Genomic DNA, 14,361 nt, shown 5'->3' with positions numbered 1-14,361 from the left:
TACCCTAAAACAACAATAGTTGATTAGCTGAACCGACGGGGAAAGCTGGATATTGTTTTTGGGGGGCGGTGTCAGAATATTTTATTCCGATGAGCATCAAACTTAACTAAAAAACAGTAAGATTGGTAGTGTTTCACGCAAAAAAACTCAAAAAGCCAGCAAATATTGGGCAATACATAGGGAGGGGTATTTATTCACTCTATTTTATTAGCACTAAAGTGCAAAGATCCCCTAGAAACATAAAAAAGCATCAATAAATTATATCAATTAACAAAACCTATTTGAGTTGTTTGAGTACCTTAATCCACTGATTTCGTTTTTGCCTATGCTATTAGGGAGGGCGTTGTGATTGAAAAACGAACTCAGTGCCATTGTGGTACAGTGAAATTTAAGGTTGCGTTGACTGATAGATATAACACAGCAAGAAGATGTCACTGCTCTTTTTGCCGAATGTGTGGGGTAATCGCAACCTTTGCGCCCTTGTCAGAGACACTATTTTAGAAGGAAAAGATAAACTAACGGAATATCGTTTTAACACAAAGCAAGCCGCCCTCTTTTTATTCAATCTACGGAATTTATACTTTTCATCAAAGACGCTCACCCCCACAAGAGTATGGAGTAAAGGTTGCTTGCATTGAAGGTGTCTCTCCCTTTGATTTTGCATCGGTCAATGTGATGGATGGAAGACATCTTCCGAAAGAGAGGGAGGTGTTGTTGGTCAACTTATTTATAAAAGTAAACATTGAACGCTAATGTTTATAATGTTTTATACCAAAATAATGCGACTTCATGGGCATTTTCCGTGCATAAATAGAGCGCTTTATCATAACCATGAATGCGAAAACCGTGTTTGTGATAGAACTTAGCGGCTGTGGTATTCGTGGATTGAGATTCTAATCTGATGTGAAGTAAACCATTGTCGGTTGCCCAAGCTTCAATTTTTTCTAGTAATTGTTTGGCGATACCTTTACCTCTATATGGCTCATCGATGGCCAATTCATCAAGTTGAGCCATTCCATTCCAGCAAAGACTTGCACAGGCATAGCCAATCGTTTTATCCCCCAATTTCGCAACATATAAAACACCTAAACTTTCTTGTTCATTCAACCACTGCTCAGGAGAGAAATGATAATCCTTTAGGTAGGGTTTAATTGCTTTTTTCCTGTTTATATCGTCATAGGGATGGAGTAACTCATCGGTTATCATCACATTAAAATTACAGGCAGAAACATCCAGAATAGTATCGTCTTGTAAAGGGATAATTGTTATTTGTTGATCATTTTTCATCATGAGGCTTAGATTATTAGATTGATATTAATTAGGTTTTTAATCTATATCTGTATGTATTGTCGGGCAACAAATATTTAGATAAAACAAAATAGAAAGGTATAAGAGTGTCGTGCAGGGGGGAAGCCATAGAGAGGTAGTCTCTCCCTATGGCTTGCAATAATTAATGCAGTATTTTCGCGAGGAAATCTTTAGCTCTATCAGATTGCGGATTAGCAAAAAAGTCTTCTTTTTTACTGTCTTCAACAATCTTTCCTTCATCCATAAAAATCACACGGTTAGCGACTTTCTTAGCGAAACCCATTTCGTGGGTAACGACCATCATAGTCATACCCTCGTTTGCTAATTCGACCATAACATCAAGCACTTCATTGATCATTTCAGGGTCAAGTGCTGATGTTGGCTCGTCAAATAACATTGCAACGGGATCCATACACAAGGCTCGAGCAATTGCCACACGCTGCTGCTGCCCACCCGAAAGCTGGGAAGGAAACTTATTTGCATGGCTTGCTAGCCCAACGCGTTCGAGTAATTTCAACCCTTTTGCTTCAGCCTCTTTTTTATTTCTATTTAGCACCTTTACTTGGGCCAGTGTTAAATTTTCTATAATAGAAAGATGCGGGAATAGCTCAAAGTGTTGGAATACCATGCCAACTTTAGAGCGAAGTTTTGCCAAATCAGTTTTTTTATCATTGACTTGGATACCATTTACAAAAATTTCACCCTGTTGAACTGGCTCAAGGCCATTCACTGTTTTTATTAATGTGGATTTACCAGAGCCTGATGGTCCACAGACAACCACGACTTCGCCTTTTTTGACTTCAGTTGTACAGTCTGTGAGTACCTGAAACTGGCCATACCATTTAGAGATATTTTTCAGGGTAATCATGTAACAGTCCTTTTCTTAAGATAATTCACCAGCATTGAAGCGCCGAAACTGATAATAAAGTACACGAAACCTGCAAACAATATCATTTCTACTTGTGTACCATCACGCTCACCAATATTGGTTGCCGTACGGAAGAAATCCGTCAAACTCAGTACATAAACTAATGATGAATCCTGAAATAGCACAATGCCTTGTGTTAATAACAGAGGGATCATCGCTTTAAAGGCTTGAGGCAAGATGACTAACCTCATTGTTTGCATATGCGTCATGCCCAGTGCAAGTGCGGCAGATGCTTGGCCTCGTGAAATACTCTGAATACCTGCTCGAATAATCTCAGAGTAGTAGGCGGCTTCAAAAAGCGAGAAGGCTACCATTGCTGAAATTAAACGGATATCACTTTTTGGTGATATGCCTAGAACATTTTGGACTAAGTTAGGCACAATCAGATAGAACCACAACAATACCATGACTAATGGGATAGAGCGGAACGTATTTACGTACAGTGCAGCGAACCAACTGATAGGTTTAAAAGTAGATAGACGCATCACGGCGAGAACCGTTCCCCACAATATCCCCACGACAATAGCCGTAATGGTAATTTTAGCGGTGACGACTAACCCATCAAGAAGAAATGGCCAACTTGGGGCGATGGAGCTCCAATCAAATTCATAGAACATATTATCGCCCTCCTAATGTGCCGGGTAAGCGAACTTTACGTTCTAACAAATTCATTAACAGCATAATGATCAAATTGATGCCGACATAGGCAAGCGTGATCGCAGTGAATGATTCCCAAGCATGGGCAGAATAATCAAGCAACTTACCTGCTTGGGCTGCCATATCAACGAGGCCGATAGTGGAAGCTATCGCCGAGTTTTTCACTAAGTTAAGCATCTCGGATGTCATTGGTGGCAAAATGACACGATACGCATTGGGTAAAAGCACATAGCGATAAGTTTGTGGCAAGGTCAGCCCCATAGCGAGACCAGCGTTTTTTTGCCCTCTTGGTAATGATTGTATTGCCGCTCTTACCTGTTCAGTCATACGGGCGGCGGTAAATAAACCAAGGCACAGTGTTGAAGAGATAAAAAATTGATAGTTAGGATCTAAGTCCATTTTGAACCAGTCGCCGATAGAACGGGGCAACAGCTCTGGGATCACTAAATACCAAGTAAAAAATTGAACAATTAAAGGGACATTACGAAATAGCTCGACATAAACGGTTCCTATCATCGCTAAAAAGCGATTAGGCACGGTACGTAAAATACCAAAGAACGAGCCGACCAGAAAAGCAATGATCCAAGCACAGATAGAAAGTGCGACAGTGACTTCTAAGCCAGATAATAACCAACCTAAATAGGTGGTATTCCCAAAAGGGGCTTCCTGTAGGAAAATCCCCCAATTCCAATTGATTGACATAATTCTACTTCCTGTGGGCAATTTAGATTGACCCTACTACTGGTGAGAAAGTGCAAGGCGGGGAACGACCGCCTTGCAAATCCCACTTCAGTAACACCCTGTTTGTCTTTTTATTTAGTTAAGTGCTTTGTCATTAGGTGATTTGAACAACTCTTTCATTTCATCTGATAACGTGAATTTCAAGTTAAGATTTTTTGGTGGGATAGGTTGGTTAAACCAACGGTCAAATGATTTCTCAGCCGTACCAGAAGTTTGTGCTTTCGCGATAGTTTCATCGACTAACGCCTTAAACTGAGGATCATCTTTGCGTAGCATACAGCCATAAGCTTCTTCTGTTTGCGGTTTGCCTACAATCTCCCAAATATCTGGTTTTTTCGCTTTTGCACGTTCACCTGCTAACAACGCATCATCCATCATAAAGGCGACAGCGCGGCCAGATTCAAGGGTACGGAATGAGTCACCATGATCTTTTGCACTGATAATGCGCATTTTCATATTTTTTTCGTCGTTAAGTTTATTGAGCAAAATTTCAGACGTTGTTCCAGAGGTAACAACGACGTTTTTACCCGCGAGGTCGGCGAAGTCTTTGACTCCAGAGTCATTTTTAGTAAGTAGACGAGTACCTACTACGAAAATCGTATTTGAAAACGCAGCTTGTTTTTGTCTTTCTAAGTTATTGGTCGTTGAACCACACTCAAAATCATAGGTACCATTTTGTAATAGCGGTATACGGTTTTGTGATGTAATAGGGATAAGCTTAACTTCGAGATTAGGTTTGTTGAGTTTCTTTTTAACCGCATCAACGATTTCATTGGAGTAGTCTTGAGAGTAGCCGACCACTTTTTGGTTGTTGTCATAGTAAGAAAATGGAACGGATGACTCACGGTGGCCAACAACAATCACACCATTGTCGTTAATTTTTTTTAGAGTACCTGTTAGTTCTTCTGCTTGAACGGCACAAGTTGCTCCTAGCACCATCATCGATAATACAATCTTGCTCATACGCATATTTACAGCTCCTTTCTAAGATCGGAGATTTATCTCGTTTGTTGTGCTTGCTGATGTTTCGTGGATGCTATCAATACCACGATCACCTGCTGTATGTTTTAATATTGTTAAAAATTAAAGAAAAATGTTAAACAATGAAAATGAATTGTTTCAAAATCGGGAGCTATCTCGCATATTATTTGGGCAGTTCCTAATTTGTTGCACTATTACTGGGAAAACTTTCCTAAAAAGGGTATTTATGCACCACTAGTGTGAAAAATAATCTCATTTTCCTGTTGCTAGTGGGTATAATGCATCTTGTATGCCAATTTTTATCTTTAGAGGTGTAAATAGGATTGGGTTTGTAAAGTTAGCTCATGCTACTTGTACCGAGTCGTTTGCTGTGTAAGATGTAACCTTGATTAAATTGGTTAAATTTAAATATTGAATTAACTTATCATTATTTAACAGTGTGATTTCAGGACGAAGAAATAGAGACACGCATGAACAGGCAACTCAAATTAGGCAAAGGATTAGTAGTACTCGCCTGTCTGATGGTTTTACTTTGTATTAATCAAAGAGCCGTTGGAGAGCGTCTTTTCGCCCATTTTTCGCCTCAAGACCCTGTCGTGCAAATGCAATCCAATGGTCAGTCTATGGTGTTTAAAACGGCTGTTTCGAGTGAAAAAAGCGCGCAATTGTCTTCTTGTGAATTGAGTGCTAAATCACTACTGACATTAAGCCCTGCTGCTATTGAACCTCTCTTTTTTGTTTTCCTTTCTATCACTGCGTTAGGTATTTTTTACTCTAATTTATTTTCACGCAGAGCTAAGCGTGAGGATAAACATCCCCCACCAAGAGTTAGGCTCCATTTACAATATTGCAATCTTCGAGATTAGAACACCATCACGTTCAGCTTGTTGGTGTATTTTATTCTGGAGGAATTATGCGTTTTTTAATTAATGCGTTAATTATTTTATCTGCCTTATTTTCGGGAGTGCTACAGGCAGCTGATACTGGCTGGCTAACAGATAAACATAATGACCATGCTCAAGTAAGATTGTTAAGTGCTTCCCAAAAAGATGGGAAGGTTGCTTTATTGTTGGATGTACAACTACAAGATGGTTGGAAAACCTATTGGCGTTCTCCAGGAGAAGGCGGTATTGCGCCGGAAATCAATTGGAAATCACCAGTAACAGATATGGATTGGCAGTGGCCAGCCCCTGGTCGTTTTGATGTTGCAGGTATTTCAACTCAAGGTTATATGGGAGACGTTGTTTTTCCTATCGTCGTTAATGCCGATGAAAAACTAGATAAACTTTCGGGAGTTTTAACACTTTCCACCTGTAGCAATGTCTGTATTTTAACGGATTATCCTTTCGAGCTCGATTTGACTGAACCTGAGCCTGAGAATTTTGAGTGGGCATTTAATCAAGCGATGGGGCGTATTCCTCCTACAGCGGGGCTAGTGCAAAACCATAATGTCGGGTTTGATGGTGACAAACTCGTTCTTGAATTACAAAAAGTGGCTGGCGAGCCGTGGAGCCAAAAAGCAGGGATTTTTACTGATACACCAGAAGGAACCACGCTAGGTGTGCCAAATATTCGTTTATCGGGTGACAAGCTGACGGCGACCGTTGCGGTGAGTGATGATTGGGGAGATAAAGCGCCAGACCTGACAGGAAAACCGTTCTCTTTTGTGGTGACGGATGGCGCGCTTTCACAACAGGTAACAGCGCAAATCACATCTTTTACTGGCGCTACTCAGCAGGATAATGCTGGCGGTGCGATACCTCTTTGGCAGATTTTGGCCTTTGCGTTACTAGGTGGTTTGATTTTAAACCTTATGCCTTGTGTTTTGCCGGTTCTCGCGATGAAGTTAGGCTCGGTCTTGATGGTACCGCAAGGGGAGCAGAAAACCATCCGTCGGCAATTTTTGCTTTCTTCTTCAGGGATCTTAGTCTCTTTCTGGCTATTAGCGTTATTAATGACCCTGTTGCGCGTTGGGCAACAAGCTGTTGGATGGGGGATCCAGTTCCAAAACCCATGGTTTATTGGGTTTATGGTATTAGTGACGGCATTATTTACGGCTAACCTATTTGGTTTGTTTGAGATCCATCTAGGAAGTAAAGCGAGCACTCGTTTAGCGACTGCGGGTGGCCAAGGTAACAGTGGGCATTTCTGGCAAGGTGTGTTTGCAACCTTATTGGCAACCCCTTGTTCTGCACCATTTTTGGGCACAGCAGTGGCGTTTGCACTAGCGGCTCCGATAGGAGAACTCTGGTTAGTCTTTACGGCACTGGGTATCGGAATGAGTTTACCGTGGCTATTAATCGCCGCTTTCCCTGCTATTTCTCGGCTGTTACCAAAACCTGGGGCTTGGATGAGTAAACTGAGAGTGGTTTTAGGTGTGATGATGCTATTGTCATGTCTATGGTTAATTAGTTTATTGATCCCTCATTTTGGTGAAATGGCTGCCTTAGCTATTGTGATCGTCTTTTTGCTTTTGCTGGTGGTTTTCATTGGCAAAAAATTCAGTTTACGCACTGCGGCAATTTCGTTTGTCCTGTTTGCATTATTAACAGGTGGCTTTGTTTGGGCAACGATGGAGCAAACGACAGGAAGTCGAACCCTTGTTCAGGATAATGTGGATTGGCAACCTCTGAGTGAGGAAGCGATTACACAGGCTCTGTCAGAAAATAAGCGAGTGTTTATTGATGTTACGGCAGATTGGTGTGTAACCTGTAAAGCAAATAAATATAATGTATTGCTAAGAGATGATGTTCAGCAACTCTTGAATGAACCAGATGTGGTCGCATTAAGAGGTGACTGGACTAAGCCATCACCAGAAATTACCGCATTTTTACAAAAACGTGGGCAGGTGGCTGTGCCATTTAATCAAATTTATGGCCCTAGGTTGGCTGAGGGTGAAATACTGTCAACGATACTTGATCGTGAAGTTTTATTATCAATTATGAATGAGGCCAAAGGAGCCGAAAAATGAAAAAAACAATTGTAGCTGTTCTGTTCTCGTCGCTAATGCTAGGTGCAACTGCTCATGCGGCTCCATTAACGTCTGACCAAGAAGCACAAGTGCGTAAGTTGGTACGTGATACCTTGGTTGAAAACCCTGAAATTTTAGAAGAAGCGATTGTTGCACTACAGGCTAAGCAAGGTGAAAAACAGCAAGCTCAAATGAAGGCAACAATTAAAGCCGAGCACGATAAGCTGTTTAATGATCCAGCAAGCCCACGACTGGGTGCCAAAGATGCAAAACTGGTGTTGGTTAACTTCACCGATTATAACTGCCCATTCTGTAAGCGTTTTGATCCACAGCTTGAAGAGATTGTGAAGAAATACCCTGATGTTGCTGTGGTGATAAAACCTCTGCCATTTAAAGGCAAAACATCGCTGGAGTCTTCTCAACTGGTTCTGACATTGTGGGAAAAAGATCCAAAAGCATTCCAAGCACTGCATCAAAAATTTATGCAAAAGCAAGGGATGTTAACTGAGGAAAACATCAAACAGGCGTTGAAAGCGACAGGTAATGAAAAATTAGTCGCTAACGATAAGAGCGAAGAAACTATTCGCACTAACATGATGTTAGCTGAAAAATTAGGGGTTAATGGTACACCTGCAACACTCATTGGTGAAGAAATGATCCCAGGGGCTGTAGATGCTCAACAATTAGAAATGATTGTTAAAGAGCAATTAGCAAAAGTGAAATAAGGTAAATATGGCTAGACTGAAAAAGTGGTCAAAAGAAATTATTGGGTTGGTGGTGATCTTGTTCGTCGTCTTTACCGTAATGGATTTTTGGCGTAAACCTGAAAGCCTAGCACCTATTTTGCTTGAGCCGCAATTACTTGCGACGGGTGAAACCGTATCATTAGCAGAGTTGAGTAAAGAACAACCTGTTTTAGTCTATTTTTGGGCGACATGGTGTGGGGTTTGCAAAATAACCTCTCCAACGGTAGCCGACTTAGCTAAGGCCGGTGTTCCCGTTGTTTCTGTGGCAATACGTTCTGGCAATAGTGAACGTCTGTTATCAGGGATGGAGAAAAAAGAGCTAAATTTCCCAGTAATCAATGATACACAAGGCTCGCTTGCGAATCAGGTTGGCATTAGTGCCACACCGACCTTTATGATCATCGATAACGGTAAAATGGTCAGTTTTACCAGTGGTTATACAAGCTATTGGGGAATAAAAACACGTATGTGGATGGCTTCTTTTTAGTTAATTTCTCGCTAGGCTATTTCAGGCCCTCTTGAAGATATGTTTCAAGGGGGCCTTTGTTTTACCCATCAGGGTTAAAATTCTAAATTACGAATAAAACGGTAATCAGCTGACTCAGGTTTCAGACGATATAAATTAGCTGGTCGGCCTGTTTCTTGCCGTTTTTCTCCTGTATCAATCAGTAAATCAGCCTGCTCTAAGCGACGGCGAAAAGATTTTTTTTGCAATGTTTTGCCGATTAATACTTCATGCACATGTTGCAGCTCTGTCAAAGTAAAGACTTCAGGTAAGGCAAAGCCGGGAACAATAGAATAAAGTGATTTTTGTTTTAATCGCTCTCGTGCTTGCTGATAAAGCATCGAGTGGTCAAAGGCTAATGACATGTTTTCAATGTCGCTGATAGCGACCCATTTTGCTGATCCGACACTATCAATGTAGTGCTGACATGCCTGATAGGCGATAAGGGCTGTATAACAAACGGTGACAGACCAACCTCGTTTATCACGAAAATGGTTACCGACAGTACAAAGCTGTTCAATGTAGGGGGGAATGACGCCCGTTTTTTCTTTTAGCTTTCTCAAGATAGCTTGCTCAAGAGTGCTATCTTGCTCTTCATCGATAAACCCGCCAGGTAGCCCCCACATCCCTTTATCTGGATGATTTGCACGCTCAACAAGGAGAACCTTTAACGTCTCTTCATGGTAAGTAAATAGCACCGCATCTACCGTCACTAGCGGCGAAAGATATGCATTCCTATCGTATTTAGATAAATATTCTTGTTCATTCATGAGATGACAACCCACTAAGCTATTTCATGGTTAATAGGGCGATGATACGTTAAAAAAATATTTGTGTCATTAAGACACTTAATGCTTGACACTTTGGTGTCTATAAGACAATAATTAATTATTGTCACAAGGACACTAATGAGGTTAACTATGTTTAATATTAATTATTTCAAAGCAGACTCTTCGACTTTCATTATTAAATCCGTCAACGGAAAAGTGATTAAGCAAGGGAAGGGATTAAGTTTTTGGTATAACTCAGCAACAACATCTATTGCAGCACTACCATTAAATGCGCTTGAAGCGCCGTTTATTTTTAATTTACAAACGGCGGACTTTCAAAGCTTGCGTATTCAAGGGCAAATCTCATTTCGAATTAGCCAACCGGAAAAAACAGCAGAGGTATTGAATTATAACCTGACTCAAGATGGCAGCTCGTATGCGTCTGAGGACCCATTAAAATTAAGCGATAGGGTTGTGCGTAGTGCACAGACTTTAATTCAGGCAAAAATCCAACGCACTGCGATGCGTGATGCATTGTTGATAAGTCAAACATTGATCACAGAGGTCGCCAATCAGTTATCGATACATTCGGCGCTACAAGCATTAGGCATCGATATTCTTGATGTTTCGATTGCAGCCATTACACCATCACCTGAAACATTGAAAGCTCTTGAAGCAGAAGCGAGAGAATCGATTCTAAAAGAGGCCGATGATGCGATTTATGCGAGACGTAAGTTTTCTGTCGAACAAGAGCGTATGCTTAAGGAAGCCGAGCTGGAAACCGATTTATCCGTTCAAAATAAGCAGCAACAAATTGAAGAAGCACGTTTAGAAAATGAACGTCATTTATTGCGTGAACAGGCTGAAATTGAGCAGGAAAAGTTAGCCGCTCAAGTCAATGCCGAAGCTAAACGTAATGAGCTTGTGGCATTAAGCGTTGAAAACCAACGAATTCAATCGGATGCGGATGCTTACGCTATTGAGGTGAAAATGCGTGCTTATCGAGAACTGCCTGTCGAGAATTTAAAAGCGATGGCATTGGCAAAAATGGCACCGGAGCAGTTAATGGCTATGGCGTTTGAATCATTAGCGCTAAATGCAGGGAAAATTGGTGAGTTGAATATATCCCCCGATCTCTTTAGCCAAATATTTAAAAAAGGAGCTAAAGCATGAAAAGAGGAGAGGATGTCCGTTTTGTTTTAATTATGCGTAAAACGCGGTTACAGGCACTGATTGAACGTTTTAATACTTGGCCACAAGCCAAATTTTATTTAGAGCATAATCATGTTGAGGTAAACGATTATCTTGAAGAGCACGATCACTATCAAAAACAATTAGTACAAGCAGAGGCGGTTCTGAAATCAATGGGGCGATTTCAATTGTTAGAACGTTCTTTACTGCCTAGCTACCAATTTACGGCTCGTGATATTGTGATTGTGATAGGACAAGACGGCTTAGTGGCAAATACATTGAAATATTTAAATGGTCAGCCTGTTATCGCAATTAATCCTGATCCTGCAAGATGGGATGGCAAATTATTACCTTTTGAAATAGGCCAACTGCGTGAAGTCGTTTTGAATACGTTAAAGGAAAAGATGCCAAGTAAAACGGTGACTTTTGCTCAGGCGATAACTAATGATGGGCAAACATTACTTGCGGTTAATGATCTATTTATTGGCCCTAAAACCCACACATCGGCACGCTATATTATGAGATGGAATGGGGAACAAGAATTCCAATCCTCCTCGGGGATCATTATTTCAACAGGCTTAGGGTCAACAGGGTGGTTTCAATCGATTTTAGCGGGTGCTCAAGCCGTTATGGGGGGAGCTCATCACCCGTTGTCTCAAGGATTTTCTTGGCAAGAAAGGCGACTTCAATTTAGTGTTAGGGAGCCTTTTCCTAGTAAGACAACAGGAACTTCATTTGTTTTCGGTGCGATTGAGGAGAATTCACCGTTGCAACTTGAATCATTGATGCCAGAAAATGGCGTGATTTTTTCCGATGGCATTGAAGATGATTATTTAAATTTTAATGCAGGTTGCATCGCTTCTATTAGCGTTGCGGATGTACAAGGGCAATTGATTGGTTAAATGATAAAATTTAGGCGATGTAAAATAAAATCCCAGTCGTGTGCAATTAATGCAAAGACTGGGATTTTTGTTATTTATCTGAACTTGTTTTTGACCTGCGGCCTCGTGATATGGCTATCAGCATAAATATGATAACAACGCCCCACATTGGCCAATTACTCCAGCGTGCATAAGGTGTTAACCCCGTTGTTGGGGTAATAGATGCAGATAGTGTAGCAGCGGTAAATTGAGGCAACTTAGCTTGGACGGTACCATCTGCTCGAATAATTGCGGTGACGCCATTATTGGTAGCTCTAAGTAGTGGGCGACCAAGCTCCAGCGCTCTCATGCGCGCCATTTGGAAATGTTGCCATGGCCCAATCGACTTACCAAACCACGCATCGTTAGAAATGGTTAAGAGGTAATCGCTATTAGGTTGGAAATTATCGCGAACCTGTGTTCCAAGGATAATTTCATAGCAGATGGCGGCTGTTAGATGCATATTGCCTACAGCAAGCTGAGCTTGTTGATAATCGCCCCGGCTAAATCCTGACATTGGTAAATTAAATAATGGTGCGATAGGGCGTAAAATATCCTCTAGCGGTACAAACTCACCAAAAGGCACTAAATGGTGCTTGTTATAGCGATTTTTTGATGGGTACAGATAGGGAGTTGTATCCCCTAATACAATGATGGTGTTATAAAACTGATAGTCACCGTCAATAGGACGGGCATCAACAATACCCGTGATCAGTTTGGTCTGGGATTCAGCTAATATTTTGTCCAGTGATTTTAGCCATGCTTGGTTATCTAATTCGACTGACGGCACTGCGGATTCAGGCCAAACAATTAAGGAAGCTTTGCCAATATAAGGGCTAGAAAGCTTGATATAAGTATCTTTGATTTTTTGTAAGTAGCTTGTTTCCCACTTCATGGATTGGGGAATATTGCCTTGTACAAGCGCCACTTCCGTAGTTTTTGACTCCAGAGGGGTATACCACTGATAGCTCTTGATGATTAAAGGGGCGAAAAGTAGTACGGCAGCGGCGACTAACGGCGTAATACGGCGACGTACCAACGCAAGCACGAGTAACCCACTAATACTAAATAATATTAGAGTTATCAGTTCTACACCAAAGATGGGGGCAAGGCCTTTCATTGGGCCATCAATTTGGCTGTAACCGAATTGAAGCCATGGGAAGCCTGTAAGAACCCAACCTCGTAAAAACTCGGTGAGCTGCCAAATGGCTGGAGCGGCAAAGACTAATCGCCATATTGTTGATTGGGGAAAGAATTTGCTGAGTAGATAACCAAATAACCCAGTGTAGAGGGAAAGGTAAGCTGCAAGCAGGATCACCAATAGGACATTAACAACCTCTGGCATTCCACCAAAGTCAGCAATGCTGACATACACCCAATTAACGCCCGAGCCAAATAGCCCAAAGCCCCATGCAAAAGCAATCGAAAAAGCTTGTTTAGGGGAGCGTTGTAGGGTCAGTAGTTGGAGAAATAGGATGGAAAGGAGAGCTGCAGGCCAGAGGTCAAATGGCGAAAAAGCCAGTGTACCACTGGCTCCGAAAATGAAAGCCAGTAGTAGTCTTAACCACTGACTTTGATAGTATAACGTTAAGTTCATTAACTCTTTTCTTCATCTAAGTTTGGTGTAGGCGCGCCATCTGGAATTTTTACGTGAAGTAAAATAATTCGGCGGCTATCCGACATGGCAACTTTAAATTGATAGCCATCTATAGTGATGGATTCACCTCGAGAGGGTAGATGACCAAAGGCTTGCATAACAAGGCCACCGACAGTATCCACTTCTTCGTCACTAAAGTGAGTCTCAAACGCATCATTGAAGTCTTCAATTTGGGTTAAGGCTCTAACTGAGTAGGAGTGCTGACTTAGCTGACGAATATCGACATCATCTTCATCATCGTACTCATCTTCAATTTCGCCAACAATAAGCTCTAAAATATCTTCAATGGTAACAAGACCAGAGACACCGCCAAACTCATCAATGACAATAGCCATATGATAGCGTAGTGAACGGAACTCTTTTAACAACCGGTCGACCCGTTTGCTTTCAGGTACAACAACCGCTTGGCGCAACACTTTATCAATACTGAATGGCTCAGCGTCTGTACGCATAAATGGCAGCAAATCTTTTGCCATTAGTAGCCCTTCAATGTGATCTTTATCTTCGCTGATGACAGGGAAACGTGAGTGTGCGGATTCGATAATAACATCAAGGCACTCATCCAGAGTTTGATTACGTTTTAAGGTTACAATCTGGGAGCGCGGGATCATAATGTCACGTACCCGCTGATCGGCAATATCCATGACGCCTTCTAACATGTCACGGGTATCAGGGTCGATAAGGTCGTTCTGCTCGGAATCACGGATCAGCTCGACCAAGTCACCACGGTTTTTAGGTTCAGCGTGGAAGAGTTGGTTTAATAGTGCAAAGAACCCTTTCTTAGGACCAGGGTTGTCACTACTCGAAGAGTTATCGTCGCTCATGGCGTTTTATTAATTATTCCTCAATTGATGATAATGGTTAATTTAGCTAAATAAGTCAATTACTTAGGTTTTTAACTCTGCCAAATATACATTCAACGGCGTGAGATAACTATGGTATTTACTCCCAAAAAACGCGATTAGACTTATTCAGCTAATATTTAA

At 41.4% G+C, this 14,361-nt stretch carries 14 protein-coding genes and 1 pseudogene; 7 read left to right on the top strand and 8 right to left on the bottom strand.

The window, feature by feature from the left end; genetic code table 11:
* The first annotated feature begins 345 nt into the window (after positions 1–345).
* Positions 346–746: pseudogene (locus tag PR709_RS06690) on the top strand (GFA family protein).
* A 10-nt stretch (positions 747–756) separates the two neighbouring features.
* Here PR709_RS06690 and PR709_RS06685 read toward each other — a convergent pair.
* The 5 genes from PR709_RS06685 to PR709_RS06665 all read right to left on the bottom strand — a co-directional run bounded on the left by PR709_RS06685 (position 757) and on the right by PR709_RS06665 (position 4,603).
* Complete coding sequence (locus tag PR709_RS06685; protein WP_004917637.1) at positions 757–1,290, bottom strand: GNAT family N-acetyltransferase; 534 nt, start codon at positions 1,288–1,290, stop codon at positions 757–759.
* Between the two features lie 160 nt (positions 1,291–1,450).
* Positions 1,451–2,176, bottom strand: a complete 726-nt coding sequence (locus tag PR709_RS06680) for an amino acid ABC transporter ATP-binding protein (protein WP_004917638.1) — start codon at positions 2,174–2,176, stop codon at positions 1,451–1,453.
* Positions 2,173–2,853 (bottom strand): glutamate/aspartate ABC transporter permease GltK, encoded by a 681-nt coding sequence (gene gltK, locus PR709_RS06675; protein WP_004917639.1) that lies wholly within the window; start codon positions 2,851–2,853, stop codon positions 2,173–2,175. The genes PR709_RS06680 and gltK overlap by 4 nt, the downstream gene beginning before the upstream one ends.
* Before the next feature lies 1 nt (position 2,854).
* Positions 2,855–3,595 (bottom strand): amino acid ABC transporter permease, encoded by a 741-nt coding sequence (locus PR709_RS06670; protein ID WP_004917640.1) that lies wholly within the window; start codon positions 3,593–3,595, stop codon positions 2,855–2,857.
* A 114-nt stretch (positions 3,596–3,709) separates the two neighbouring features.
* On the bottom strand, positions 3,710–4,603 hold the full coding sequence (locus PR709_RS06665; protein ID WP_014657717.1) for an amino acid ABC transporter substrate-binding protein: 894 nt from the start codon (positions 4,601–4,603) through the stop codon (positions 3,710–3,712).
* A gap of 482 nt (positions 4,604–5,085) precedes the next feature.
* Here PR709_RS06665 and PR709_RS06660 point away from each other — a divergent pair, with 482 nt between their 5' ends.
* The 4 genes from PR709_RS06660 to PR709_RS06645 are packed head-to-tail and all read left to right on the top strand — an operon-like array spanning position 5,086 to position 8,819.
* The gene (locus PR709_RS06660) at positions 5,086–5,481 is read left to right on the top strand and encodes a hypothetical protein (protein ID WP_004917642.1); all 396 of its coding nucleotides are present in this window, start codon (positions 5,086–5,088) and stop codon (positions 5,479–5,481) included.
* 47 nt (positions 5,482–5,528) lie between these two features.
* Positions 5,529–7,586, top strand: a complete 2,058-nt coding sequence (locus PR709_RS06655; protein WP_004917643.1) for a protein-disulfide reductase DsbD family protein — start codon at positions 5,529–5,531, stop codon at positions 7,584–7,586.
* The gene (locus PR709_RS06650; RefSeq protein WP_004917644.1) at positions 7,583–8,311 is read left to right on the top strand and encodes a DsbA family protein; all 729 of its coding nucleotides are present in this window, start codon (positions 7,583–7,585) and stop codon (positions 8,309–8,311) included. The genes PR709_RS06655 and PR709_RS06650 overlap by 4 nt, the downstream gene beginning before the upstream one ends.
* Positions 8,312–8,318: 7 nt before the next feature.
* Complete coding sequence (locus PR709_RS06645; protein ID WP_004917645.1) at positions 8,319–8,819, top strand: protein disulfide oxidoreductase; 501 nt, start codon at positions 8,319–8,321, stop codon at positions 8,817–8,819.
* Positions 8,820–8,893: 74 nt separating this feature from the next.
* Here PR709_RS06645 and PR709_RS06640 read toward each other — a convergent pair whose 3' ends face one another.
* Positions 8,894–9,607 carry an NUDIX hydrolase gene (locus PR709_RS06640; protein WP_004917646.1) on the bottom strand — a complete coding sequence of 238 codons (714 nt, stop codon included), beginning with the start codon at positions 9,605–9,607 and terminating at the stop codon, positions 8,894–8,896.
* Positions 9,608–9,757: 150 nt separating this feature from the next.
* Here PR709_RS06640 and PR709_RS06635 point away from each other — a divergent pair, with 150 nt between their 5' ends.
* Positions 9,758–10,780: an SPFH domain-containing protein gene (locus PR709_RS06635; RefSeq protein ID WP_004917647.1), complete on the top strand. Its 1,023-nt coding sequence runs from the start codon at positions 9,758–9,760 to the stop codon at positions 10,778–10,780.
* On the top strand, positions 10,777–11,700 hold the full coding sequence (locus tag PR709_RS06630; protein ID WP_004917648.1) for a hypothetical protein: 924 nt from the start codon (positions 10,777–10,779) through the stop codon (positions 11,698–11,700). Before PR709_RS06635 ends, PR709_RS06630 begins: the two co-directional genes overlap by 4 nt.
* A gap of 70 nt (positions 11,701–11,770) precedes the next feature.
* Here the strand turns inward: PR709_RS06630 and lnt are convergent, their stop codons facing one another.
* Positions 11,771–13,315 (bottom strand): apolipoprotein N-acyltransferase, encoded by a 1,545-nt coding sequence (lnt, locus tag PR709_RS06625; RefSeq protein WP_004917650.1) that lies wholly within the window; start codon positions 13,313–13,315, stop codon positions 11,771–11,773.
* Positions 13,315–14,199 carry a CNNM family magnesium/cobalt transport protein CorC gene (gene corC / locus PR709_RS06620; protein ID WP_004917652.1) on the bottom strand — a complete coding sequence of 295 codons (885 nt, stop codon included), beginning with the start codon at positions 14,197–14,199 and terminating at the stop codon, positions 13,315–13,317. The genes lnt and corC overlap by 1 nt, the downstream gene beginning before the upstream one ends.
* Positions 14,200–14,361 lie beyond the last annotated feature (162 nt).

It is taken from the genome of Providencia sp. PROV267 (genome assembly GCF_028477825.1).
GTDB classification, from domain to species: Bacteria; Pseudomonadota; Gammaproteobacteria; order Enterobacterales; family Enterobacteriaceae; genus Providencia; species Providencia stuartii.
This window is presented reverse-complemented; position numbering and strand designations above follow the sequence as displayed.